General features: G+C 43.2%; 20 protein-coding genes and 1 tRNA gene. 9 read left to right on the top strand and 12 right to left on the bottom strand.

The window, feature by feature from the left end; genetic code table 11:
• Nucleotides 1–513 precede the first annotated feature (513 nt).
• From AC5JM2_RS21610 to AC5JM2_RS21600, 3 genes are all read right to left on the bottom strand, one after another.
• Nucleotides 514–2,748 carry a molybdopterin oxidoreductase family protein gene (locus tag AC5JM2_RS21610; protein WP_495836885.1) on the bottom strand — a complete coding sequence of 745 codons (2,235 nt, stop codon included), beginning with the start codon at nucleotides 2,746–2,748 and terminating at the stop codon, nucleotides 514–516.
• A gap of 444 nt (nucleotides 2,749–3,192) precedes the next feature.
• Entirely contained in the window at nucleotides 3,193–4,704 is a 1,512-nt protein-coding gene (locus tag AC5JM2_RS21605) for a NarK family nitrate/nitrite MFS transporter (RefSeq protein ID WP_495836884.1), read from the bottom strand.
• Nucleotides 4,705–4,907: 203 nt separating this feature from the next.
• Nucleotides 4,908–6,515 (bottom strand): ferredoxin--nitrite reductase, encoded by a 1,608-nt coding sequence (locus AC5JM2_RS21600; protein ID WP_495836883.1) that lies wholly within the window; start codon nucleotides 6,513–6,515, stop codon nucleotides 4,908–4,910.
• A gap of 597 nt (nucleotides 6,516–7,112) precedes the next feature.
• Between AC5JM2_RS21600 and AC5JM2_RS21595 the strand changes: the two genes are divergently transcribed.
• Nucleotides 7,113–7,517: a QcrA and Rieske domain-containing protein gene (locus tag AC5JM2_RS21595; protein ID WP_495836882.1), complete on the top strand. Its 405-nt coding sequence runs from the start codon at nucleotides 7,113–7,115 to the stop codon at nucleotides 7,515–7,517.
• 411 nt (nucleotides 7,518–7,928) lie between these two features.
• Nucleotides 7,929–9,140 (top strand): HEAT repeat domain-containing protein, encoded by a 1,212-nt coding sequence (locus AC5JM2_RS21590; protein ID WP_495836881.1) that lies wholly within the window; start codon nucleotides 7,929–7,931, stop codon nucleotides 9,138–9,140.
• Between the two features lie 173 nt (nucleotides 9,141–9,313).
• Here AC5JM2_RS21590 and AC5JM2_RS21585 read toward each other — a convergent pair whose 3' ends face one another.
• From AC5JM2_RS21585 to AC5JM2_RS21560, 6 genes are all read right to left on the bottom strand, one after another.
• Nucleotides 9,314–9,625 (bottom strand): hypothetical protein, encoded by a 312-nt coding sequence (locus tag AC5JM2_RS21585; protein ID WP_495836880.1) that lies wholly within the window; start codon nucleotides 9,623–9,625, stop codon nucleotides 9,314–9,316.
• Between the two features lie 168 nt (nucleotides 9,626–9,793).
• Entirely contained in the window at nucleotides 9,794–10,336 is a 543-nt protein-coding gene (locus tag AC5JM2_RS21580) for a 5-formyltetrahydrofolate cyclo-ligase (protein WP_495836879.1), read from the bottom strand.
• Nucleotides 10,337–10,405: 69 nt separating this feature from the next.
• The gene (locus tag AC5JM2_RS21575; protein WP_495836878.1) at nucleotides 10,406–11,350 is read right to left on the bottom strand and encodes a GDP-L-fucose synthase family protein; all 945 of its coding nucleotides are present in this window, start codon (nucleotides 11,348–11,350) and stop codon (nucleotides 10,406–10,408) included.
• A gap of 22 nt (nucleotides 11,351–11,372) precedes the next feature.
• Nucleotides 11,373–12,452: a GDP-mannose 4,6-dehydratase gene (gene gmd, locus AC5JM2_RS21570; protein ID WP_495836877.1), complete on the bottom strand. Its 1,080-nt coding sequence runs from the start codon at nucleotides 12,450–12,452 to the stop codon at nucleotides 11,373–11,375.
• Nucleotides 12,453–13,043: 591 nt separating this feature from the next.
• Nucleotides 13,044–13,796 carry an undecaprenyl-phosphate galactose phosphotransferase family protein gene (locus AC5JM2_RS21565; RefSeq protein ID WP_495836932.1) on the bottom strand — a complete coding sequence of 251 codons (753 nt, stop codon included), beginning with the start codon at nucleotides 13,794–13,796 and terminating at the stop codon, nucleotides 13,044–13,046.
• A gap of 315 nt (nucleotides 13,797–14,111) precedes the next feature.
• Nucleotides 14,112–15,254 carry a glycosyltransferase gene (locus tag AC5JM2_RS21560; RefSeq protein WP_495836931.1) on the bottom strand — a complete coding sequence of 381 codons (1,143 nt, stop codon included), beginning with the start codon at nucleotides 15,252–15,254 and terminating at the stop codon, nucleotides 14,112–14,114.
• A gap of 370 nt (nucleotides 15,255–15,624) precedes the next feature.
• On the opposite strand from AC5JM2_RS21560, the gene AC5JM2_RS21555 reads away from it, so the two are divergent.
• Together AC5JM2_RS21555 and AC5JM2_RS21550 are read left to right on the top strand one after the other, a co-directional pair.
• Entirely contained in the window at nucleotides 15,625–16,563 is a 939-nt protein-coding gene (locus tag AC5JM2_RS21555) for an NAD-dependent epimerase/dehydratase family protein (RefSeq protein WP_495836876.1), read from the top strand.
• Nucleotides 16,564–17,370: 807 nt separating this feature from the next.
• The gene (locus AC5JM2_RS21550; protein ID WP_495836930.1) at nucleotides 17,371–18,597 is read left to right on the top strand and encodes an MFS transporter; all 1,227 of its coding nucleotides are present in this window, start codon (nucleotides 17,371–17,373) and stop codon (nucleotides 18,595–18,597) included.
• A gap of 44 nt (nucleotides 18,598–18,641) precedes the next feature.
• Here the strand turns inward: AC5JM2_RS21550 and AC5JM2_RS21545 are convergent.
• Nucleotides 18,642–18,715, bottom strand: a tRNA-Arg gene (locus tag AC5JM2_RS21545).
• A 34-nt stretch (nucleotides 18,716–18,749) separates the two neighbouring features.
• Here AC5JM2_RS21545 and moaC point away from each other — a divergent pair.
• Nucleotides 18,750–19,256: a cyclic pyranopterin monophosphate synthase MoaC gene (gene moaC / locus AC5JM2_RS21540; protein WP_495836875.1), complete on the top strand. Its 507-nt coding sequence runs from the start codon at nucleotides 18,750–18,752 to the stop codon at nucleotides 19,254–19,256.
• Nucleotides 19,257–19,440: 184 nt separating this feature from the next.
• Here moaC and AC5JM2_RS21535 read toward each other — a convergent pair whose 3' ends face one another.
• Nucleotides 19,441–19,755, bottom strand: coding sequence for a hypothetical protein (locus AC5JM2_RS21535; protein WP_495836874.1), 315 nt, complete (start codon nucleotides 19,753–19,755; stop codon nucleotides 19,441–19,443).
• 288 nt (nucleotides 19,756–20,043) lie between these two features.
• Between AC5JM2_RS21535 and AC5JM2_RS21530 the strand changes: the two genes are divergently transcribed.
• From AC5JM2_RS21530 to AC5JM2_RS21515, 4 genes are all read left to right on the top strand, one after another.
• Entirely contained in the window at nucleotides 20,044–20,301 is a 258-nt protein-coding gene (locus tag AC5JM2_RS21530; protein ID WP_495836873.1) for a 2TM domain-containing protein, read from the top strand.
• A gap of 113 nt (nucleotides 20,302–20,414) precedes the next feature.
• Complete coding sequence (locus tag AC5JM2_RS21525; protein ID WP_495836872.1) at nucleotides 20,415–20,726, top strand: DUF3181 family protein; 312 nt, start codon at nucleotides 20,415–20,417, stop codon at nucleotides 20,724–20,726.
• Nucleotides 20,727–21,755: 1,029 nt separating this feature from the next.
• Nucleotides 21,756–22,172 (top strand): amino acid permease, encoded by a 417-nt coding sequence (locus tag AC5JM2_RS21520; protein ID WP_495836871.1) that lies wholly within the window; start codon nucleotides 21,756–21,758, stop codon nucleotides 22,170–22,172.
• 424 nt (nucleotides 22,173–22,596) lie between these two features.
• The gene (locus AC5JM2_RS21515) at nucleotides 22,597–22,821 is read left to right on the top strand and encodes a hypothetical protein (RefSeq protein ID WP_495836870.1); all 225 of its coding nucleotides are present in this window, start codon (nucleotides 22,597–22,599) and stop codon (nucleotides 22,819–22,821) included.
• A gap of 226 nt (nucleotides 22,822–23,047) precedes the next feature.
• Here the strand turns inward: AC5JM2_RS21515 and AC5JM2_RS21510 are convergent, their stop codons facing one another.
• Entirely contained in the window at nucleotides 23,048–24,475 is a 1,428-nt protein-coding gene (locus AC5JM2_RS21510) for a hypothetical protein (protein ID WP_495836869.1), read from the bottom strand.
• Between the last annotated feature and the right edge of the window lie 166 nt (nucleotides 24,476–24,641).

Genomic DNA, 24,641 nt, shown 5'->3' with positions numbered 1-24,641 from the left:
GTATGTCTAGCAGCTTAACATTCTTAGGGTGACAGTTGATAACGATTCTTTCAATGCATAATATAGTATTGATTAACTGATATCTTGTACCTATACGTGTAAACCATGCTTTACTAAAAAAAGCACAAAAAAAGATACATTTTATTATGCGGATATTTCTGGGAAATCATGTATTTACGGCTTAATACTTAGTGCTTAAAGAACATTCAATTGTTCAGATGTAAAATGTGAGCGTCCGACTGACCAAGCCTAAGCGCCCTTTGAGAGCGGCTCCCCTACACCCTTCACGCCCGAAGGGCGAACGCCAGTCGCCTCTGTCGGGAAACTTTCCTGCAGCCGGTTGTCGTCACCAGAACAAGCGTGTTCGCCTAGCGTCTCCGCTACTGAGAGGAAAACAAGGACTATGCCCTACGGGCAGACTAGCCCCTTTACATTTCTTAACATAGTTCGGTTTATTTCCACCTATCTACTTACTTTTGAATTTTGACTTGATACTTTTGACTTGTTTTGCCCTTACACCCCTACACCCTTACACCCCTGTATTTGTTGAAAGTTACGCAATTCGATATGAACATTAATCGGCAGTAGCTGTACCGCACAAGCTTTTAATTCTGGTTGGAGTGAGTCGGGGCAAGACTCAGGGTGGGTGAGAGCGTTAGCTTCAGCATTATCTGCCCAAAGCGCACCCCAATGCATAGGGACAAACACTGTACCAGGTGCGATCGCCTTTGTGACTTTTGCTGGAAACCTGGCTTTTCCGCGACGCGATCGCACCTCCACCCACTGGTTATCTGTAATCCCCAATTTTGCAGCATCACGGGGATGAATCTCAACAAACGGTTCGGGATGCATTTGGCGAATCTTTTCAATCCGGCCAGTGCGGGTTTGGGTATGCCAATGACCATAAAGTCGCCCAGTTGTCAAGACAAAAGGATAATTCGGATCTGGTGGTTCTGCCAAGCCTCGCGAGTGATATGCCCCAAAGCGAGCACGTCCATCAGGGGTGTGAAAGCGGAGGTCGGTGTAGAGGCGTTTGGAGTCAGGAGGATGAGGAGGTAAAACTTCTGCCTCATCTGCCTCATCCTCCCTACCCCTTTTTTCCGGGTGGGGCCATTGTATTGGACTTTTTTGCAATTGATCATGACTAATACCCGTCATATCGCAAGGGCGATCGCCAGTCAGTTTGACAAACTCAGCGTAAACTTCAGCAGAGTTAGCAAAGGCGAACTCTTTGTGGTAACCCAACCTACGACCAACTTCCGCGAAAATTTCCCAATCTGCTTTTGCTTGACCAGGCGGTTGTCGGAATGCTGGACATAGCGTGACCATGCGTTCGGAATTGGTCATCACGCCAGTTTTCTCACTCCACTGTGCAGCTGGGAGCAAGACGTGAGCGTAAGCAGCGGTTTCTGTTGGATAGTAAGCGTCTTGGTAGATAGTAAAGGGCGATCGCAACAAAGCCTTCTTAGTCCGTTCCAAATCCGGCATACTCACAGCAGGATTAGTAGCAGCAACCCACAGTAACCCCACACTGCCATTTTCCAGCCCAGTAATCATATCCCAAGCCGTCATACCGGGATTTGGAGAAATCTGTCCTGGCTTGAGTCCCCAAAACTCCTCAACTTCTGCCCGGTGCTGAGCATTTTTCACCGTTCGATAACCAGGTAACAAATGGGATAAACCTCCTGCTTCTCGCCCTCCCATCGCGTTTGGCTGACCTGTGAGCGAGAAAGGTCCTGCTCCGGGCTTGCCTATTTGTCCAGTCATCAGGTGCAGGTTAATAATAGTTCTGACCTTAGCAGTCCCTTCCGAGGATTGATTCACACCCATCGACCACAGGGACAACACCCGATTAGATTGACCCCAGTAGCGTGCGGCTGTTTCTAAATCTTCAACACTGATTCCACATTGACGAGCCACCACATCTGGAGAATAGTGGCGAATCACCTCAGCATATGCGGGAAAGTTGCTGGTGCAGTCGTCAATAAACCCGGTATCTATGTAGTTCCAGCGCATCAACAAGTGAGCGATACCATTTAACAAGTCGATATCTGTACCAGGACGAATAGCTAAATGTAAATCGGCAGCTTCTGCAGTTGGTGTGCGACGGGGATCAACCACAATCACTTTCACTTTGCGGTTCTTTTTGTGGTACTTCTCAAGTCTGTTGAAAATAATTGGGTGACATTCAGCCGTATTTGTCCCAATTAAAAACGCACAATCTGTTAACTCCAAATCTTCATAACAACACGGCGGACCATCCGAGCCAAAGCTTTGTATGTATCCAGCCACAGCACTGGACATACATAAGCGCGAGTTAGCATCAAAATTATTAGTACCCAGATACCCTTTTAAGAGTCTCTGAGCCATGTAGTAGTCTTCAGTTTGAAACTGACCAGAACCATACATACATATAGCTTCTAGTCCAGTGGTGAGGCGCAGTGTTTGAATGCGATTAACGATAATATCAAAAGCTTCATCCCAACTGACACGCCGAAACTCCCCATCCAACGAGTCTCGTACCATTGGGTAGTGCAATCTGTTTTTATCTAAAGACTCAGCGATCGTAGCACCTTTAACACAAACCATACCCTGACTAGATGGGTGCGCCTTGTCGCCTCGCACCCGCCAAATCGGATTTCCGTGACTATCTCGATGAGTTGCTTTGCCTAATTGTGCTGGCGGAGAAACTTCCAGTCCACAGCCAACACCACAGTATGGACACAGAGTTTTAGTAGATTCGGTCATGGCAATTGCACCATGTTCATAAATTGTTTAAATGTTTAGTTTGTCAAAGATAAATTCCAGCAAATTACTGTGTTTTCATTTTTTCTTCAGTTGATAGGACTGACAAAATTCTCCGAATACCGATTGATAAAACCTGAGATGAGAGTGACTAATATTTCCTGAATATAGTTGATTCTTTTGGCAATTATCGCAAAAGTATTTCTACTTAATTAAATCGAAATTGAATTCTAAAAAATGTTATGTCCGATACAAAAAACATGATAAGCTGATTTTTTAGATAGACTTTTATTCTGCAAACTATGTCAATTCTTAAATTGATTCAAACAGTCATTTTTTTGGGAAAAACATAGATAAACACAAACAATTTATCTGCGTTTATCTGCGTTTATCTGGGGTTATAAATACTCTGAAGCCAGATTTTTAGAAGAGATCAATTATTTCATCTTATTTCTCCGCCATCAGACCAGAATTGTGATTCGCTACAGTTCCCATTTCTGGTGCTTCACCTTCATAAACAGCAGCAAAAGAACCCTTTGGTTCCTTCAGAAAGAAAGCACACATAAAAGCGCAGATCAGAGCAGCTATACCCATTGTGGTAAACAGCGTTGGTGCATCAGTTAAGCTGAAAATCGTCAGATAAACCACGCCTCCAAAATTACCGTAAGCGCCCACATTACCTGCAATTTGTCCTGTAGCTTCCTTTTTAATCAAAGGTACAATTCCATAGGTAGCACCGCAGCCAGCTTGAGCGAAAAAAGCGGCAAACATCGTCACTGCAATTGCAACTGGAAGCGCCCAACTGCTGCTAATATAATGTGCCATCAAATAAGCAACACCAATGCCAGCAGCGATAATTGTCATCGTCCATTTACGAGAGCTAAACTTATCAGAAATTAAACCTCCACTGGGACGAGAAACTAAGTTTAAAAAGGGATAAGTAGCGGCAATCATCCCAGCTACCACATGTTCTAAACCAAAAGTTTTTTCAAAAAACGCAGGTAGCATGGAAACAGCAGCAAGTTCCGAACCAAAGCTAATCACGTAAGCGAATTCGAGTAAAGCGACTTGACTAAATTGATAGCGTTGAGAGGGAGCGTATGTTTTCTTGCCTGTAAGAAGTTCTTTGTTAACTTGCCAAGCTTTATAGGTTTGGTAAGCAAATAATCCTGCCAACAGTAGCCAAACCAAATACATTTGGCTCAGATTCAAAAAGTGAATGTTCTTTTGTTCCAGACGCCAAGCCAATAAACCCAAGGCGAAAATCAAACCGAAATTTGAGACAATCATTGCCCAGAAGCTTTTAACACTGGTTACTTCCAGAGCACCATTTTTCTTGGGTTTTTTATAAGCTTTGCCGGGAGGCGTGTCTTGGACACTGTTGTAATAAATCACGCCATAGATAGCGGCGATGATACCAGTGAGGGCGATCGCAAACCGCCAATTAGAAGCGCCACCACTCATAAAGCTTGCAGCAACCGCAATTGTCGGTAGCGCAAACTCTGCCCCAAAAGCCCCAAAGTTACCCCAACCGCCATAAATCCCTTGGGCAATTCCAATCTCCTTTGGTGGGAACCATTCCGCCACCATCCGGATACCCACGACAAACCCAGCGCCAACAATTCCCATCAGCAGGCGACTGATGACAAGATGGTTAAAATTCTGCGATAGCGCCGTTGCAAAACAAGGAACAGCGGCAAACATCAGCAGCATTGAGTAAGTAATTCTCGGACCAAAACGGTCTAGAAGCATCCCAATGATGATTCGTGCGGGGATTGTTAGGGCAAGGTTGCAGATGCCCAAAGTTTTAATTTGCTCTGGTGCTAGAGATAACTGCTTGCCAATAGTTGTCGCAAAAGGAGCAAAGTTAAACCAACAAACAAAAGTCAGAAAAAAGGCAAACCAAGTCTGGTGCAGAATGCGGTAGCGACCGTTGAATGAGAACAATCCTTTGAGCATTGGGTTTTATTGAATAGAAGATCAGAAAAATTGCATCGACAAATCTGGGCACAATCGTGCGATCGCCCTGAAAAACATTAGACTTCGTGGCAGTTATAGGGAACAGGGAACTCTTGACAGAACCTCGTAAAATCTCACTCTTTTCCCCTACACCCTTACACCCTTACACCCCTACACCCAGTGTTTCTTAATCAGGCGTAGCTTTAAACTGTGGCTGGTTCTCGTAAGCGTGCGCCAAAATTTGAAATCAGGAGTTCTTGCAAGACTGGTAGCAAGTCTTCACAAGGGATACCTTTGGTGACACAGGTTCCTAGTTGTGCCTCCTTGCCAACTTTCCCACCCATGTAAATATCAACCCCTTCCAGAGTTTTACCATTTTTGCGAACTTTAGTTCCCATCAAGCCGATATCTGCCACTTGGGGCTGTCCGCAAGAGTTTGGGCATCCTGTCCAGTGAATTCGTACAGGACGAGTTAGTTCTACCTCTGCTTCCAACGCCTTTACGGTTTCTAAAGCGCGGTTTTTGGTTTCAATGAGGGCAAAGTTGCAAAATTGTGCGCCTGTACAAGAAACGAGCGATCGCGTCAACAAAGTGGGGTTAATACTAAACTTGTTAAGTACAGGTTCTGTTAATAAACTTTCCAGCAATGAATCAGCAATATTGGGGATAATCAAGTTTTGTTCAACGGTGAGACGGATTTCGCCGCTGCCGTAAACTTCTGCCAGACGTGCGATTTCAAACATATCCTCGGCAAACAACCGACCAACCGGAATGTGTAACCCTACGTAGTTCAATCCTGGTTGTTTTTGTTTATATACCCCAACGTGGTCGCGTTTTTCCCAATCAATTTCATCCCGTGCTGCTGCGCTGATCAACGACTTACCAAACCGTTTTTCAACTTCTGCGCGGAATTTTTCCAAACCCCATTCGTCAATTAACCACATCAAACGGGCTTTTTGCCGATTTGCGCGTAAACCGTGATCACGAAAAACTTCCAAAACGGCTCTACACAAAGCGACGACACCCTCTGGAGGAACCCAAACATTCAGGGGAACAGCCGCCTCACAACGCTTGGCAGAAAAGAATCCACCAACAATAACATTGAAGCCAAATATTGGGGATGAGAAAGTCATTTCTTCCTCTGCTCCCTGCTCCCTGCTCCCTGCTCCCTCTACTTCCTTAAAAGCGGGAACGAAAGCTAAATCGTTAATTTCGGCGTGAACTGAATTATCCCGTCCACCAGTGATCGCAATATTAAATTTGCGTGGGAGGTTGGTGAACTCAGGATTACCTTCACCTTGGTTGGTAATCATGTGTTGAATTTGTTGCACCAACTCTCGCGTGTCAAACAACTCATCCGCATCTAACCCAGCGACGGGATCACCTGTAATATTGCGGACGTTATCCATCCCTGACTGTACACTGGTTAAGTCAACTGCACGAAGTTTATCAAAGATTTCTGGTAAATCTTCAATCCGGATACCACGCAGTTGGATATTTTGTCTGGTAGTAATGTCAGCGTTACCATCATCACCGTAACGCTGAATCACTTCAGCAAGCACACGCATTTGCTCGCAACTGAGAATACCATTAGGTATCCGCATCCGCATCATAAACTTACCAGGAGTGACTGGGCGAAAAAATACACCCACCCACTTAAGCCGATGATCGCGATCAGTTTCGTCCATCGCCTCCCAGCCAACAGAGGCAAATTTTTCTATTTCTGCCTTAACAGCAAGACCATCTTTTTGTGCCTTAAATTTCTCAAACTTGTTTAAGCTGGTTGTAGTGGTAGTTGCTAGGTCTGTCATGAGCTCAACTCAATTGCGAATTCCAGAAAAGTTTTAGAGGTCGTTGCTCAACATCAAATTTTCACCCTATGGCTAACGCCACGCCTTACGGCTATCGGGGAAGACCTCCGGTCTCGCTGCGCTAACACTAGTCGCCTCAACGGGACGCCACATGCTTCAAGTCGGGAAACCCGCCCAACGCAGTGGCTCGGGAACCCCCCTCCGGGTTCGCCAGATGCCTACGGAGGGAAACCCTCCTGCAGCACTGGTCTCACCGCACGGCGCTAGTTCACCTCATAACATCCTGTTTTTCTAGGTTTATGAGGTATATAAGTAGAAAAAATTGTATTTTTTGGTGTTTACATACTTGCTAAAAATAATCTGTTTGCTGCACTGTCTGGATACACATTATGTACTTGTTCCTCATTACCTTAATGTTGTAAAGCGATGAAAATCGTATCTTTAGTTACGAAATTTTAGATAAATTGATTAAACTGTATCAAATAGATGCATTTTTCGCATAAAATTAAGCACAAGACACGCAATGCCTTTTATTTACCCAGAACAGCATTTGAGATGGCACACTAGGGTTATATTTTCAACCTTCTTTTAGCAGCCATGAATCGTCGTGATTTCATAACTTTCGTTGGTTTGGGTTGGATAGCAAGTTCCTTACCCGTATTAATTGCAGCTTGTTCTTCCCAAAAACCTAAAGGTTGGCAAACTGTAGGTACAACGGAAGATTTAGATAAGACTGGTCAGTTGCTTGCCAAGAACTCACCTGTTGGTCCAGTCTTGGTAGTTGGTAAATCTAAATCAAATAATCTAATTGCAGTTGACCCTACTTGTACTCATGCAGGTTGCACAGTTCAATGGAAAGATGATGCAAAAAAATTCTCCTGTCCCTGTCATGCCTCAAAATTTGGAACTGATGGTAAGGTGCAAACAGGTCCAGCTACAGAACCTTTAGCAACTTACTCCGTCAAGATAGAGAAAAATTCGGTGTTAGTCATGAGTCGCTAATAGAACACCCCTGGTAGGAGCGGGGATCTCAAACCCATATCTTAAAACTTTTTCTTCTCTTATACCAATTTGAAAAAAGAATGCGACAGATACACACTCCCAAACCCCTGTTACGTCTGGCTTTCTTCATTTTGCGAAAAGTTTGCGCGTCCGGTGAGACCAGTGCTGCGGGAGGGTTTCCCTCAGCAGGCATCTGGCGTTAGCGCAGCGAGACAGGAGGTCTTCCCCGATATCCGTAAGGCGTGGCGTTAGCCATAGGGGTTTCCCGGCGCAAAACTTTTCAAGACGAATTTTGTTAGCGCAGCGGGACGCAGTCCATTTTGAATTGGTATTATCACCTCTGCCTTGCAAGCGAGGACACATGACAAAAAGCTGATAGCTTTTGAAACCTAGCGAGAGATTTTGTTAATTGTGGATAACATCAACCAGCTTTTAGTGCAAGCGCAAGTAGCATACAACGCAGCTGATTGGTCATCACTGATTCAATGCTTGCAACAGTTGACTCAACAACACAACTTAAAACATCCAGAGATACTGAAAAATCAAGAACATCTCCTGGAATTAGCACTTCAGTTTCTGGAAAATGGAGATTTTCAGCAACGCTGGGAAATAGCAAAAGTATTAACTAGCTTAGGGACGATTGCCATCCCCCCATTGATAGATATATTAAAAGATGAAGATGCAGAGGAAGAGTTACGCGCTTACGCAGCACGCATTTTGGGGGATTTGAAAAATCCAAATGCCATTCCACCTCTGATGGAATTGCTCAAAACCGATGAAAGTGAGGAACTCAAGGAGATAGCAGCCACTGCCTTGGGGCAAATGGGTTCTGTTGCTATTGCTTCCTTAACAGAACTTTTAGCCGAGGAACAGACACGGCTATTAGCGACTCAAATGCTTTCTTACATTCGGCAAAAAGAAACGATCGCACCTTTGTTGAGCATAGTACAAGATTCACAAGTTGCTGTGCGTGCTGTGGCAATTGAAGCACTGAGTAGCTTTCACGATCACCGTGTGCCACCAGTGCTTATCAATGCTTTGAATGATATTGCCGCCCCAGTCAGGCGAGAAGCAGTCGTTGGTTTGGGTTTTCGCCCTGACTTACGTGAAGCACTAGATTTGGTGGCACAATTGCAACCGAGGCTTTTTGACATTAACCAAGATGTTTGTTGTGCCGCCGTCGTTGCTCTTTCTAGAATGGGTGGCGAAGCTGCAGCACAGCAATTATTTGAGGTTTTGGTGTCGCCTAATGTACCAATTCGGTTGCAACTAGAAGCCATCCGCGCTTTAAGTTGGGTGGGGACACTGTCCGGCTTGGAGTATCTGCAACAAGCACTTTATCAACTGCAGTTCCCCACAGTATGGCAGGAAATTGTTACCGTTTTAGGGCGAGTCAGTGATACAAGCTTAAGCGACAAAGCAACAGAAATTTTATTGGAAATGTTGCAACAAAACCATCCGGGAGTTGAAATTGCCAATATTAAAAGTGCGATCGCTCTGTCTTTAGGACAGTTGGGCAAAAAGCAAGCAATAAATCCATTAACCCAGATGTTGGCAGACAAAGATCCTCAAGTCAGGCTACATGCAAGCGCTGCACTGAAGAAACTCACTCCCGACTTTTAAGTTCTACTTGCACAAGCGCTTCCTTCCATATGTGATTTCTTTCAAAATTATTTAATCAGTATAAAACGCCGTCTAAAACGAGATATCCCCACGCCCGTACAGGCAGATGTGGGGAGTCTGGCAAGTTGGTAGTTCAGTTTGCCGAATCTTGTTAAATCATTTTTTAATGACGGCTACACTTTGAAAAAATTGACTTTCGCCAGGTTTTCACCTTCTGTCGTAATTCGAGCGTTCTTGCAAGTCACTAAACCAGACGAGCCATCAGATTCAACCTTACCCTCGATCGCTCCTTCCCGAATCAAATGCTCCAGATGTTCAATCAATTCAGGTTTGCTTACTGATTTACCCTCAAAATCTTCAGCGAAGTAGGTAACATCCTGTCCTTGCTGACTCTGTTTGACTTTATTAAGTAGATAGTAAAAAATTTCATCTCGCAGATTATCTGGTCGTTCGCTTCCGGGTTGCACGTCATCTGAAATTGCCATAAAAATCCCCTTGAATTTGTTCGTAAGCACGATTCATTCAGTTGCAAGTGACTTAAGTGTCATCTGCTTCATTTAATTATTGCTATAAATTATCATCAACTATTCTGTCTATAGGAGGAGAAAGAAACTAGATAAAAATCTTTTGTAACTCTGTCAAAAGAACAATTTCTAAGTGGCTATTTCTGTGCATACACTTTGCAACGGTTTATCCCAAGTATCAATGGGTATCTCAGGTAAATAGGCAAATGCAAACACAATACCTATGGTTGGCTTATTTATCCATTCTGGAGAACTCAGCATCCGGTCATAATATCCCCCCCCATAACCCAAGCGATATCCTTGATAGTCACAAGAGACACAAGGAACGAGAATTAAATCAACGTCTGCAGGAGCTATAGTTGGTGCGTCAGGATGGGGTTCCGTGATACCATAATTTCCGGTTACTACGGTGTCTTGATGTGTCCAGAGATGCCAGGAAAGCGATTTACCAACACAGCGAGGAAAACCCCAACGATGAGAGGAATCTGAAAATAAAGAACTCAGATCTGGTTCTTGGCGAAAGCTAAAATAAGCGAGTATTGTTTTTGCTTGGTTAAATTGGGGGGAGTCTAAAAGGTTTTGGCAGATAAGCTGACTCTTATGTTTCCAGTCTGTTATGGATAAAGATTGACGTGTTTTGAGCAACGATTTGCGTAACTCTGTTTTTCTCATCTGAGTTCTAAAAAACAAAAATAAGGTGGACAATGCCCACCCTACAATAAATTAGTCTTTTGACGACGATTAAGCAGCGTTTTTACGCCACCACTCAATCGTGTTCTTCAACCCTTGCTTGAAGTCTACTTCCGCACTGAAACCAAAGGCTTTCTTAGCCCGTTCGGTATCTAAACAGCGACGCGGTTGACCGTTAGGTTTGTCGGTTTCCCAAACAATTTCACCGTCAAACTCCATCAATTCACAGATGAGATTGATTAAGTCACGGATGGAGATTTCATAACCTGTTCCCAAGTTAACGGGTTCAGGGTCGTTGTAAAATTGAGTCCCCATCACAATACCCCGTGCCGCGTCTTCTGAATACAGAAACTCGCGGGTAGGACTACCATCACCCCAAACTGGGAGTTTCTTTTCTCCCTTGATTTGTGCTTCATAAACTTTGCGAATCAGCGCTGGGATGACGTGAGAACTTTTTGGATCAAAGTTATCTTCTGGTCCATACAGATTCACAGGTAGCAGGTAAACACCATTAAAGTCGTATTGCTGGCGGTAAGCTTGCAGTTGGACTAAAAGAGCTTTTTTTGCTATTCCGTAGGGAGCGTTGGTTTCTTCTGGGTACCCATCCCACAGGTCATCCTCTTTGAATGGAACTGGGGTAAATTTGGGATAAGCGCAGATTGTACCAACGCAGACAAATTTTTCTACTTTCGCTTGATAAGATGCATGAATCAACTGAGTTCCCATTATCAAGTTGTCATAGAATAATTCCCCAGGTTTCTCGCGATTGAGACCGATACCGCCGACGTGTGCTGCTAAGTGGATTACAATGTCTTGTTGATCCACTGCTCGTTGGCAATTTTCTAGGACACGTAAATCGCCAGATTGCGATCGCGGTACCGTAATTTTATTCTCATTGGCTCCTGCCTTACACAGCTGGTTTATCACTTGACGCCCCAAAAAACCAGCTCCACCAGTCACGAGAATCCTTTTATCCTTGAGTTCTAAGGCGTTCATATTTTCTTCCTCGCGGTGTACATCACAAGTGGAGCGCACCCAATTCTTGCCGAATCATAGCATTATCCTTGAGGACTTTTGCTACCTTACCATTTGGTAAAGTCAGTCCCAATCCTTGCAGGTCAGCTTCTACCATAATGGCTACCAGTTGGTCAAATGTTATCGATGGTTTCCAACCCAACTTTTGCTGCGCCTTGGTAGAATCACCAATTAACAAGTCCACCTCTGCTGGACGGAGATAGCGTTCGTCAAATTCCACATAGTCTTCCCAGTTAAGGTTGACATAACCAAACGCTTGTTCGAGAAACTCTTGTACTGTATGGGTTTCACCCGTAGCAATCACGTAATCCTCAGGCTGATCCTGCTGAAGCATCAACCACATTGCCTTGACATAATCCTTGGCATAGCCCCAGTCTCGCTTGGAATCAAGATTACCCATGTAAAGCTTTTTCTGTCTGCCAGCAACGATTCTGGCAACTGCCATAGTAATCTTGCGGGTGACAAATGTTTCACCGCGTCTTGGTGATTCGTGGTTAAAGAGTATTCCATTACACGCGAATATATCGTAAGATTCACGGTAATTTACTGTTTGCCAATGAGCGTAAACCTTAGCACAAGCATAAGGACTACGGGGGTAAAACGGTGTGGTTTCTCTCTGTGGGACTGCTTGTACCAAACCAAACATTTCCGAAGAACCTGCTTGGTAGAATCGCACTTGGATACCTGTGCGACGCTGGTAGTCACGAATTGCTTCTAACAAACGCAGCGTTCCCACCCCTACAGAATCCACTGTGTATTCAGGAGAATCAAAACTCACCCGTACATGGGATTGAGCACCCAGATTATAAATTTCTATTGGTTGGACTTCTTCTAGAATGCGGCGCAAAGTGGTACCATCCGTCAAGTCGCCATAGTGTAGAAATAACCGCACTCCCTCTTTGTGAGGGTCTTCGTAAATATGATCTATGCGGTCAGTGTTAAAGGTGGATGTCCGACGTATTATACCATGAACTTCATATCCTTGCTCTAGCAAAAACTCACTCAGATATGAACCATCTTGACCGGTAATACCAGTAATCAACGCTCGCTTCTTTTGCATCATGCTTTCTTATCCCTTGTGGTTACTGAATAGATGAATACTACACGCGACCCTGGTACAACCTAACAGGTATTTATTTAATTTTCCAACGGGAAATTTACAAGTTCTAATTTGTAGATTCATGGACAGATGCGTAAATCTGCCGATACCTGAGTTGACGGCAATATTTCTTACCCCATATACACTGTTTTATCTTATTTTGTAATTTTTTGTTACACTCACTAAAACTTTATATATAACCATTTACTTTAAAGTTATCTTAAAAATAAGGGAAAATTTAGTGAAGTGGCCATTTAGGCTCAACTCAGCAGTCAAATTGCCGCTTTAGCACAGAGTCTCAGGAAAAATTCGTAATTCATAATCACAACTTTAATTACGAATTACGAATTTTTGATCACGAGATCATTGTCGCAAATTTAATTTGCAATCGCAAAATGATTACAATGCTCCCGAGCATTAACTTGTCAATTTTGATAGTGTAAAACACTAAAGGTATCGTAGGCATACACACAGCGTCTCCAAAGGAGATAGCTTGGTACGTAGAGCGTTAGCCTGTGCCCCAGACAAAGTGCCATACTTTTGATTTTGAATTGTTTAGTACGCTCCATTGTCTTTGGGCATAATCACAACACCAATGGTTTTAAAAATTATCCACAAATCTAACCAAAAATTTCTGAATTTGGCGTAATGCAAGTCTATTTGAACCCGTCGAGGATAGGGAATATCATTACGTCCAGAGACTTGCCACAATCCAGTAATTCCTGGTTGGATAGTTAAAATCTGCTCTATGTGACAACCATACTTAGGTAACTCTTCTGTGACTAGAGGTCTTGGACCGACGACACTCATGTCTCCTTTTAAAACATTCCAGAACTGAGGAAATTCATCCAAGCTAGTCATTCGCAAAAAACGACCGATTGTCGTAATTCGCGGGTCGTGCTTGAGTTTAAAATTTGCCTCAAATTCTTGCCGCATATGAGGAGATGTTTCCATCATTTGCACGAGGATTTCGTCGGCATTGGTTACCATTGTTCGGAATTTTATACAATAAAAGGGTTTGTAGTTTTTACCAACCCGTTCCTGTATATAAAAAATTGGACCTTGTGAGCTTAAAGCAATCAACAAAGCCAAAATTAAGTACACAGGGGAGAACAGAATTAGTACCGACAGGGAAAAGAAAATATCGAACAGTCGCTTGGTAAACTCTCCGTTTAAAACCTGAAAAGACAGACCTTTAGTTTGAACTCTAGGTATCTTTTTGTGTTGACCGCGTTTGAAGAAAAGCCGTGCTCCTCTGTATGTTGTTGAAGTGTTTGTCTCAACAACACCTGCCCGTTTCCAGGGCAATAGGGCAGCCACATTTGTTGCAGTTGAGCGTAAAGACGCTCTATGCGGTTGTGCGGAGCGCAGTGCCCTAAAGGGCGATTTCCTGCTCAACGCTGACCGAGGTGCATTTAGTTGTGTCCGTCCTTCAGATGAGCGGACGCTGCTGGAAAAACAGCGCCCAGTCCCGGGCTTACTACGCGATCGCTTCCCGGAGAGGAGTGAGCTCTGGGCAGTCATCATACTCCTTAACAATCCACACCACACATAGTCCCAATCTTAAAGCTAAAAGGAGGTGCTTCTGGGGGCAAATTTCCAAAAGCCTGTAAAACAAGACCATCAATCAGGTGATGGTCTTTTTTGTATACACTTATTTAGAAAGTCAAGATAGCGCTGTGCAAACATTTGCGGCGAAAATTGAGCAGCGTGCACTCGCGCATACTCAGGATTTAATTTTCCTTGATAAACTTCAAATTTTTTGATCGCGTCTACCAATGCCTCCTCTGTTTGCTCTTTGAAAAAGATACCAGTTCCTTGCTCACCGTGTTCGCGTAGATCTTGCACAGTTTCTAAAGCACCACCAGCACCATAGGCGATCACCGGAGTGCCGCAAGCCTGCGCTTCCACTAAAGCTATGCCAAAATCTTCACGAGCTGCATAGACAAAACCTTTAGCGTTAGCCATATATTTTTTTACCACATCATCGGGTTGCCACCCCAATATTTGTATATTTGATTGTGCTATCCTCCGGATTTTTTTCATCTCTGATCCTGTTCCAATTACTACTAAAGGTAGTTGCAATTTATTAAAAGCCCTGATTATCAAAGATACTTGTTTGTAACTCACCAACCGGGAAACAGTTAGATAAAAATCTTCTTTTTGAGGCAAGAAAGGAAAACTCTCAATATTAACTGGCGGATAAATGACTGTTGCTTCTCTTCGATAGCAACGCCAAATACGACGAGCAGTATATTTTGAGTTAGCAATAAAGTAATCAACACGATTCGCACTTAACACATCCCACTCACGCAGACGATGCAGTACATACCGCGTCATCCATCCAGGTAAACCACTTCCCAACTTGCTCTGTTGAAGATAATCGAAAGTCAACTCCCAAGCGTAGCGCATGGGGCTATGACAGTAGCAAATATGTAACTGTTCGGAAGTGGTTATAACTCCTTTGGCTACAGCGTGGGATGAAGATAAAATGACATCATACGCCCGTAAATCTAGCTGTTCTATTGCTAGTGGTAACAAGGGCAAATATTTTTGTACACCATTACGGGCAAAAGGAAAGTGTTGAAGAAACGTTGTGCCAATCTTCCGCTGGTATAAGTAACTTTCCGAGTGACTGGATTCAAAATCGATGAGGGCGTATAAATCAGCATCGACGTGGTTGAGAATTTCTCGCACAACGAGTTCTGAACCACCAGTGGCTTTCGGTGTCAACCATTCATGAACGAGGGCACATTTCAAGGGCACAGCTAACTGTAATTGGTAGAGAACACGCAAGGCGGGAGTTAGAGGTTGCTTTACACCAAACAGTATTCCCAAAGGAATGGAAAACGCCCCACTTCTGGCTAAAGACGTAATCCAATTCTTGGAGGTTCCTGCAGAATACCGCAAACTGATAACCTCAAGATGGGGACAAAATACTAGGTATTGAGTCTTAGGGCGCGGATTTTTTTTTCATATCCTCACTCCTACTCCCAGTCCCTAGTACGTCGGGCGCGGAAATAAGCATACCAGGTGACAAAATATCAAAAGCCCTTATGTTCAGGGTTTTTGAACGAGCGAATTCCGCAAAGCGGCACTAGTCCCTTTATCAAGCAACTTAAGATCGGGTAATGGTATGCGAATTTTAGTTATGGGTGGCACGCGGTTCATTGGTGTTTACTTAACCAAATTATTAGTAGAACAAGGACATTCAGTCGTACTATTTAATCGTGGGAATCGTCCTGCACCAGTTGAGGGTGTAGGACAAATTATAGGCGATCGCACTGATGCTGCCCAGTTAAAAGAAAAATTATCCAAAGAAAATTTCGAGGCCATTTTTGACAACAACGGACGAGAACTTACTGATACTCAACCATTAGCAGAAATTTTTCAAGACCGCGTAGAACATTTTGTGTACATGAGTTCTGCTGGAGTGTATCTCAAATCAGACCAAATGCCTCATGTGGAAGGGGATGCTATCGATCCCAAAAGTCGCCACTTAGGTAAACATGAAACAGAAGCTTACCTAACGCAACAAAGATTGCCTTTTACCTCAATTCGTCCCACCTACATTTATGGTCCTCAGAACTATAACGATTTAGAAGCTTGGTTTTTTGACAGAATTGTGCGTAACCGTCCGATTCCTATCCCTGGAAACGGCTTGCACATAACTCAATTCGGTCATGTCAAAGACTTAGCGACAGCAATGTCCAAAGTTCTAGGCAACTCTATCGCACTGCGACAAATTTACAATGTATCTGGCGATCGCTTTGTCACTTTTGATGGTTTAGCCCGCGCCTGCATCGTTGCTGCTGGCAAATCTCCCGATGAGATAAAAATCGTGCATTACGACCCGAAAAAATTTGATTTCGGCAAGAAGCGCAAAGCTTTTCCTTTACGGGTGCAGCACTTCTTTGCCTCGGTGAGTAAAGCGAAAACAGAATTAAACTGGCAGCCTGAGTATGATTTAATTTCTGGACTCAAAGACTCCTTTGAGAATGATTTTCTCACTTCTGGGCGAGATCAAGTAGAAGTTGATTTTTCTATGGATGAAGAGATTTTGCAGTCTCTTTAAATTTTGCGTTAAAGCAAAAGACGCGGGTATAAGCAATTCAAGCAGGTGCCCTATGTCCTCCGGACACAAGTTAGCGAACGCTTACGCGTAAGCGTTCGCTAATGCACTCAGCATTTGAAAAAGTTTTGGCTTAAGGTCTAGGGGTGTAGGCCAGAAGAGAGATTTTTCTAGCCCCTAAGAGGGGCGCACTCTCGGATGTGGTGCATCCCTGCCCCGGAACCAAAAGGAGCCGGCGCCCCCGCTAAATTTTTAATAAGCGTGGTCTTTTATTGGTGGTGGATCCAAACCCCCACCAATAACTCTTACCCCTTATACCATTTCACTTTAAGGTTAATACAAATGGGCAGCGCTTGGGAGCAGCGGGGGTAAGGGAAGTAGGGGGAGATGAGGAAAAAGAATTTGTATCACGAATTTCGTGAAATGGTATTACACCCTTACACCCTTACACACGCCAGATACCTACGGAGGGAAACCCTCCTTCAGTACTGGCTCCCTTACACCCGCGCGTTGTTGACACAGATGGAGAGCATCACTGTTTGAGTTGCATCTTTAGAAAGATTTTCAAATAGACCTACTAAGCGTTAGATAGTAATAAATGCTACTAATTTATCAAATAACTAAATCAATCTTTATATAGTACCCGACCCCTAAACCAATCTTTTCTTTTTTTTGATACCATAAAAAAGCCTGGTTATCGGGTTTTACTGAATTTTTTACTCTTTATAAGAACGAGTCATCATTGTATTTCATTGAATTTGCTGGTAAAAGATTAAACAAAGACACAATTAATAAGCATTTGCTGTGAATATGTCTGGCACAATCAATATCCAATTGCAAAGCAAGCTGCTGATTTTATTTGCAGCAGGTTTATTATTCTGGTCCAGCATTGGTTCATTGCTGCCAACGCTACCACTGTATGTTGAGTCTGTAAGTGCAACAAAGCAGCAAATTGGGATTGTGATGGGTAGTTTTGCCATCGGACTGTTGTTTTTTCGCCCTTTGTTAGGACGCTTGGCGGATTGGCGGGGTCGTAAAATTGTCTTGCTGATTGGTACACTCGTGGCTGCTATAGCACCGCTTGGCTACTTGTCAGTCAAATCTATTCCCCTGCTGATAGTAGTGCGTGCTTTTCATGGTATTAGCATAGCTGCTTTCAGCACTGGTTTTAATGCGTTGGTGGCTGACATAGCTCCCTCGCAAAAGCGGGGTGAAATCATTGGCTACATGAGCTTGGTTAATCCTATCGGAATAGCAATTGGACCAGCTTTAGGCGGATATTTGCAAGCCGGAGTCGGTAACCAGATTTTATTTTTGATTACTGCTGAATTAGCTTTTGTGGCGTTTTTGGGTTTGTTGACAATTGTCAATCCACCATTGCTAACGCACCACCAAGGGGACATCAAAAATCGTCAATTTTGGCAAGTTTTGTTTAGTCCGAGAGTGAGAATTCCAGCTCTCATCATGTTGCTGATTGGTTTTGCTTTTGGTGCTTTACACGTTTTTGTCCCGCTGTTCATTAAATCAACTGGGGTAAATTTAAATCCAGGGTTGTTTTATACAGCCGCCGCAGTTGCTAGTTTTGGCATCAGGCTATTTACTGGAAAGGCAAGCGATCGCTTTGGTCGTGGTTTGCTTATTACTATCAGTCTAGTTCTTTACACGTTAGCATTATCAGTTCTATGGCTAGCAAATAGTCCTGCAGCTTTCTTATTTGCATCAATGATTGAGGGGGCTGCTTCTGGCACTCTGATTCCTATTATTGCAGTTTTGATGGTGGATCGAGCGCACATTTATGAACGGGGGCAGATATTCGCTATCTGTCTGATGGGCTTAGACGTAGGGATTGCGATCGCAGGTCCAGTTTTTGGTTACGTTGCCGAATATCTTGGCTATAGAGATTTGTTTGGTCTATGCGCTGGTTTAACATTCTTAGGCGTTATCATCTTTATTACTTTTTCTGGCAAAGATTTACCTAGTTCCGTCCGCTTTGCTTTTGGGCGCGGTCGAGATGTTTATGCATTGAAAGACACGTAGATATATAACAGATAGAGACACGAAAGTTCGTGTCTCTAAAATAACGGGCGAGGAGGGATTCGAACCCCCGACACCGTGGTCCGTAGCCACGTGCTCTAGTCCACTGAGCTACACGCCCTTACCGACATCTAATAATAGCACACCTTTTCTAAATGACGCAAGAAGATTTTGAAATTTTCTCCAAAAACTTGAGCCACCTGGATAATCTGGGTCAGGCTCAGATGGTGGATGTGTCTGGAAAAGCGTCCACCGTTCGCCAAGCTGTCGCCGCAGCCAGAGTCAGGATGCTACCAGAAACTTTCGCCGCCATTCAAGCAGGAAATGCTCCAAAAGGGGATGTATTGGGAACCACGAGACTAGCCGGAATTATGGCAGCCAAACAAACAGCTTCTTTAATTCCCCTGTGTCATCCCTTACCATTACAAAAAATCGAAGTACAGGTGACACCTGAGCCAGAATTACCTGGTTACCAAATTCAAGCAACAGTGAAAACCAAAGCAGAAACAGGAGTCGAAATGGAAGCTTTAACCGCCGTTTCTGTTGCGGCTCTAACCTTGTATGATATGGCGAAAGGCTTGGAAAAGTCGATTCAAATAGAATCGATTAGGTTGATTAGTAAAACTGGCGGGAAATCAGGAGATTATAGCCAGTCAGATTGATGTATCTTTTGGTTAATGCGTCTGCTCGCGATTGCGCGGAGCTGCCCTATGCCCCAACCAAGCTTCGCAGGGTGTCCCAAGTCTTCGATTTGGGGAGAGGGTTTTCTGAAGGAAAATCCTCGCTCGCGAACAAGGGCGATCGCTCTTCCCCCATCGCCACTTTCAGTAACCGCCGATTCGACGATCAGCGCAAAAAACGAGCCGCACTCAGCATTAGGGGCGCTGTGAGTAGCAGCAAAAGCGTGGGCAGACCAAAGTAGATTGCTGCGTAAACGGCGTTAGTAGCGCGGGTTTTTGTGTGGTCAATACTCATCCAAGCATTCATCACGCCAATATTAATCACCCCAAGCACGAAGTGTAGGACTAGTACGACGATACTCAGACCGACAATCCAGCGCATAGCCATATTCAGCCGTCGCCCCCAAGCAATAACAATCAGTATGAGTGCGGCGGCGAGAGCAAGCCAGCGCATAAGCATGACAGGAAAGAAGATGATCACGGCTTCATTAGCAGTGATTCCAGGGTGTGTAAATGGGGAGAGGGGCAACGACCAGAAAAGGAGCAAGGCGGTGGTGCCAAGCGTTGCGAACCAGCAACAAAAAAATAAAACTTTTTCCATAGTAAGTATTTTATTTTGTCTGGGTGTCTAAGTACACTCCACCCTAAATTAAATACACAATTGGCTGTAGCGTTTGTTAATCAAGTTCTCAAAAGGTAGTCAACCTTACTCCCAAAAATCATAAAATGAGTGAGAAAGCACTTTTGTTAATATCTGTAACAATAACTTATGCCTCCTCGTTGGCCTCGTAAACCCGATCGCAAAGACCCTGCTTACCGGAAATTAGATGACCGCATGAATTTTGCCATTCATGTGGCGATATTTGCCCTGTCTAATTCCGGTTTGTGGTTTTTCCATAACTTGAATATGGTTACTTGGGAGTGGCTTCCTTGGTTAACAGTAGGTTGGATGGTCGTGGTATTGGGACATTTGATTTATATTTCGGCGATCGCCAATTACTCCGAAATACCACCTACATCCACCTGAAGACTGACCAGACAGACTAGGGCGATTGTAACTTGCGGTGGTAGAGTCAGTCTCAAGATTTGAGAGATAATGTATATAAAATGAAAGTTATCGCTTTATGTAGGATTATCTTTATGGCTAACACTAACATTACAGAGTCAATAGAAGCCCTAGCAGCAGAAATAGGCGAAAACATTTATATAGATATTGCCAAATGGCACCTTTACTTATCGAATGCCAAGTTACATACTATAGTTGCAGAAAAAGTGTATCCCTTAATTACTGCTGGGAAATCAGTGGATCAAGATGAAGTTGTACAAGTTTTAGAATCTATTCCAGTTAAAATTGGTGGTGGCAGAAAAGAGCTTCCTCTGATTGATTTACTACCGCAGCAATCCCAAGCCAACTTAGTAGATATTTTAAAAAGATTTCAGCAAGATACGTAATCTTACAGTATCGGGAGCGTAAAGGTCACTCAACGTGCGAGGCGGGACGGACAAATACCTAAAATTAGCAATGGTAGGCTTGAGCGACTTAGTACTAGATTCCAGAAGTTCGTAGCGAAAAACAGCTTTTTTCATTAAGTTTCAACATTTTTTGGGGTACGGCATGCTGTGCCCCTTTTAACGTGACCAAAAAAGGGATGTAGGGGAGCCAGTACTTGATGAGGGTCTCCCTCCGTAGGTATCTGGCGTGTATGGGGGTGTAAGGGGAAGAGAAATTTTTTTTGTGGTATACCCCTACCCCGGAACAAGGATACAAGCCCCTTATTTTAATCTTGGAAAGAAAAGAAAAGTCTGATCTCGATAGGTAGTACTGAAGTTGATGCGTCCGCAAGTAAGGCCCAGACCGCCACTCCGAAATCGCGGTGCTGCGCGATTTATTGATGGGGTTCCTACACCCTTACCCCCTTACACCCGCACCCGTTGCGGCGTTGACGGTGAGTTTTAACAGCAACCCCACACCTGATGTCATCAGGTGCAAAAAAAGCCCCCCTTCATCCGCTGCTAAAGGGGGTGCAAAATATACAGTGGTCTAATTTCTATATAGATGTAGGCGAAATTAACTTATGCAGTAGAAAAGGTAGTGCCTTTTCTGAAAAATGACTTCTTCCTACCTAAAACCGTAGACAAGAGTAAAATTATTGGATGGCATATGGATTTTTTATTTCAATCAACCCTGTGCTTTTGGGCACATTTATTTATTGAACTGCTAACTTGAACTTTTCGGAATTTTTTTTGGAAAAATATTTGTTGATGTTACCTTACATAATGATTTAAGTCCTAACTAATCCTACAGCAATTGTAATAGTTCATAACAAAAATCCGGAGAACAAGTCAAACAATAGAATACATGTGTTAATGATTAGCATAAGTGTATTCATGCAAAAATAAAGAGGGATTGTCTCGTATAAAAATGTTGACAAAAATTATTTAAGGCAGCGGCAACTAAAAAGAGGGGCTAATTCTTTCCTTTTGTGGAGTTTAGGTGTTGGTGCTGTGATCTCTGGTGATTTCTTTGGTTGGAACTATGGTTTGGCAGCAGGTGGGTTCTGGGGTTTAACGATTGCTACCTTTGTGATCGCAATCATGTATTTATGCATGATGTACAGTCTTGCGGAACTGTCAGTAGCCCTACCCCATACAGGCGGCTTTTACTCCTTCACTCGTAACGCCTTTGGTCCGTTTTGGGGGTTTATTTGCGGCGTAACCGTTACGATTGAGTATGTGCTAACGACTGCTGCGATTGTCTTTAGTATGAGTAACTACCTGAAATCGTTGATACCCAACGTACCAAGCTACCTTGTGTGGCTGCTTGCCTACACGATTTTTGTGGCGATACGCCCTTGGCGTCTGCGCTCCGCGCAATCGCTATCCAGAGTTTGGAATTGACTCTCAATGTCAGCGTTTTTCTCACTTTAGCAGCAATGCTGGTGTTAGGCATTTTTTCTGTGAGTTAGAACTTACGCATTGACAAATATTCGAGCTTGTGTATTCAAAGGAAGGTGAGACCAATGCACATTTCATCTGTTAAAAACAGAAAGCATAAAAGTTGCCGAAAAGTAGCTGCAATAAGGTTTTGAAAAACGACCATATTGACCGATGCTACCAGTTGTTGACCGAGCGCTGTTCACGATACCTCAAAAAAACATATTGACTCGCAACGTGCTGCGAACCGCTTCGCTACAACTGGTTTAGAAGAAGGAATTTCATTATCGGAAGTAGGACTTATTCACTTTCGTTGTGCGTGAGTAGATTGTGGACAATATCACCAAGACTTGTGCTGCCTAGCATACATGGATGATATTTTTTGTCAATGCGTAAACTATTATCAGGAGATCAAAATCAGTACCAATTTGAAAACCCACTCTCATTCATTGGTAAGTACCAATTTGGGAAAATCCTGCTGATTCGTCTTGCTTACTACAAAGCGAATATTTATTATGGACATGGTGCTGACAAGAATTACTGGCGGGATAGATGGACACAAAAGAAAGGTATTGATAGCAAATTAAAATTTCTCAACTCGCCTAATGTTTAAGAAGAAGCGATTCGCGAGGCTTTTGGAGTGTATTGGAAGGATATCAATGATATCCTCAATAGGCAAGGTAAATCTATAAACAATTATCTTAATCAAAAAAATATATTTAATAAGATTAATTATTAATAATGACTAACTCATTTTGCTCAAAAAACCCGACAGGTTGAGTTTTTCGAGCACTTTTTGTAGGCTATAACCGTTGTGAAAACTCTCAAAATTTTATGGACTACACTAGATCTAATTCCAATGCCAATACTCTCCGCACAATCTCGGTAACTTCCGTTGCCATCCTGGCATCAAGTTCTATCACTTCTCGGTTGGGGTCTCTTGGTTGAAGCGCCTTTCCTCCTCGTAAAGCCATAGTAAATGTGAACAGTTTGGCTGGCTTTCCTAATGCTTTTGGACGACTATCTACAAAATGTACGAGTGCAACGTAGACAGCTTCAGTTCTCTCCCTAATAGAAGTATTTCCATTGCCGAGTTTTGAGATAATCGCAACAGATTCAAGGTCATTTTGTAAACCCAATACTTGAATGGCTAAATCAGTTAAACGAGCTGAATCTGCTCCCATCGCGGTGATGACAGTTTTAAGACTTGAATACTCTGCATATGGTAGACGCGATTGTCTTGGGATGTAATTATGCCAACCCAACATGGATACTATCCTTGTTAAATCATAGGCAGATACCGCGTTACACTGCAATCTAGGAAGCTGTTGATCGGCATTCAAAACCACTTTGTTTGTAGTGGTCTCAACTAACTCTGGTTGTTCGATAAAAGGTTTTTCCCCGTATGTATCGCGAAATATCAAGTCCTGATTACCCGTGATGAGTTTAAGCCACTTCTCTAAATCCAGTGGGAGAGAAAATCTCTTGAACATTGCACCCAAGGAATTTGAGGTCGCGATTTTTTGTTCATAGCTGACCATATCCCTAGCTAAATCTTGGAAGCGAAAACTATTTTGATTTCCGGATGTGTCTATACCTCTAACACTATAAGAATCAAAATCTACTTCCGGATTTTTTTTGTTGATGCGAGAAACAAGATTAAGTAACGCAATTATTTTAGTACTACTCCAAAATTCATCGCACGCGAGTGCATTTCTCCCCAACCATTTAGTCCGGAACTTTCCTTGATTATCGAAATTACCAATGCAAACACAGGCTTCTTTAATATCTTCATGAATAAAAATTAGACCTTGCTCATTAATGTTAGGAAGTTTTCCTATTTGTGGATAAGGACTAAATGTAGCATTAACTTGAGTTCCACTAACTAGATTTTTACCATTAGGTCTCTGCATTAAACGAGTGTGGTAATCCTTAATTTGTTCAGAGTATGGTGAGGTATTAATACCTTGATACATAAGCACTGGTTTGTCTTCAATGCCACCTGCCGCAGCCTGAAGAAATGTTTGATAAATTTGTTCTGGATTGTTTTTAAAGCCTATTCCCAAGTTGTCAAGTACAACTTTTTGATCAGAACTTTTCTGTAATTGAACTCTACCATCCAAACTGTAATCGATGACTGAAGAATAGGTTGTATTGTCTGGTCGCAAATCCAAAGCTGCAAGTGAATTTTTCTTGACACCGATCACTGGGCTAGACTGTGCCTGAGCTCGTTGGATACTATTTTTGAAACCGACTAATGTAAACATACTAGTCAGCAAATAGAGTGTTTTCCGTCTTTTCAATTTCATGGAATGTTTGCAACTATATACGACTTGAACATCTTTGAGACGTTATATCAAGTTCGGCTAATTAGTTATAATTCCCGAATCTATGCATTAAGCTTAAAAACCCTTCCCCTCTGCCCCTCTGCAC

The sequence above is a fragment of the Brasilonema angustatum genome, assembly GCF_059505445.1.
This window is presented reverse-complemented; position numbering and strand designations above follow the sequence as displayed.

What these genes read in the sequence shown, in the direction of transcription:
- AC5JM2_RS21595 (WP_495836882.1), top strand. Translation starts at nt 7,113, where the DNA reads ATGAATCGTCGTGATTTCATAACTTTCGTTGGTTTGGGTTGGATAGCA.
- moaC (WP_495836875.1), top strand. Translation starts at nt 18,750, where the DNA reads ATGACGCAAGAAGATTTTGAAATTTTCTCCAAAAACTTGAGCCACCTG.
- AC5JM2_RS21555 (WP_495836876.1), top strand. Translation starts at nt 15,625, where the DNA reads ATGCGAATTTTAGTTATGGGTGGCACGCGGTTCATTGGTGTTTACTTA.
- AC5JM2_RS21585 (WP_495836880.1), bottom strand. Translation starts at nt 9,625, where the DNA reads ATGGCAATTTCAGATGACGTGCAACCCGGAAGCGAACGACCAGATAAT.
- gmd (WP_495836877.1), bottom strand. Translation starts at nt 12,452, where the DNA reads ATGATGCAAAAGAAGCGAGCGTTGATTACTGGTATTACCGGTCAAGAT.
- AC5JM2_RS21605 (WP_495836884.1), bottom strand. Translation starts at nt 4,704, where the DNA reads ATGCTCAAAGGATTGTTCTCATTCAACGGTCGCTACCGCATTCTGCAC.
- AC5JM2_RS21610 (WP_495836885.1), bottom strand. Translation starts at nt 2,748, where the DNA reads ATGACCGAATCTACTAAAACTCTGTGTCCATACTGTGGTGTTGGCTGT.
- AC5JM2_RS21525 (WP_495836872.1), top strand. Translation starts at nt 20,415, where the DNA reads ATGGCTAACACTAACATTACAGAGTCAATAGAAGCCCTAGCAGCAGAA.
- AC5JM2_RS21575 (WP_495836878.1), bottom strand. Translation starts at nt 11,350, where the DNA reads ATGAACGCCTTAGAACTCAAGGATAAAAGGATTCTCGTGACTGGTGGA.
- AC5JM2_RS21530 (WP_495836873.1), top strand. Translation starts at nt 20,044, where the DNA reads ATGCCTCCTCGTTGGCCTCGTAAACCCGATCGCAAAGACCCTGCTTAC.
- AC5JM2_RS21600 (WP_495836883.1), bottom strand. Translation starts at nt 6,515, where the DNA reads ATGACAGACCTAGCAACTACCACTACAACCAGCTTAAACAAGTTTGAG.
- AC5JM2_RS21580 (WP_495836879.1), bottom strand. Translation starts at nt 10,336, where the DNA reads ATGAGAAAAACAGAGTTACGCAAATCGTTGCTCAAAACACGTCAATCT.
- AC5JM2_RS21550 (WP_495836930.1), top strand. Translation starts at nt 17,371, where the DNA reads ATGTCTGGCACAATCAATATCCAATTGCAAAGCAAGCTGCTGATTTTA.
- AC5JM2_RS21510 (WP_495836869.1), bottom strand. Translation starts at nt 24,475, where the DNA reads ATGTTTACATTAGTCGGTTTCAAAAATAGTATCCAACGAGCTCAGGCA.
- AC5JM2_RS21515 (WP_495836870.1), top strand. Translation starts at nt 22,597, where the DNA reads ATGCGTAAACTATTATCAGGAGATCAAAATCAGTACCAATTTGAAAAC.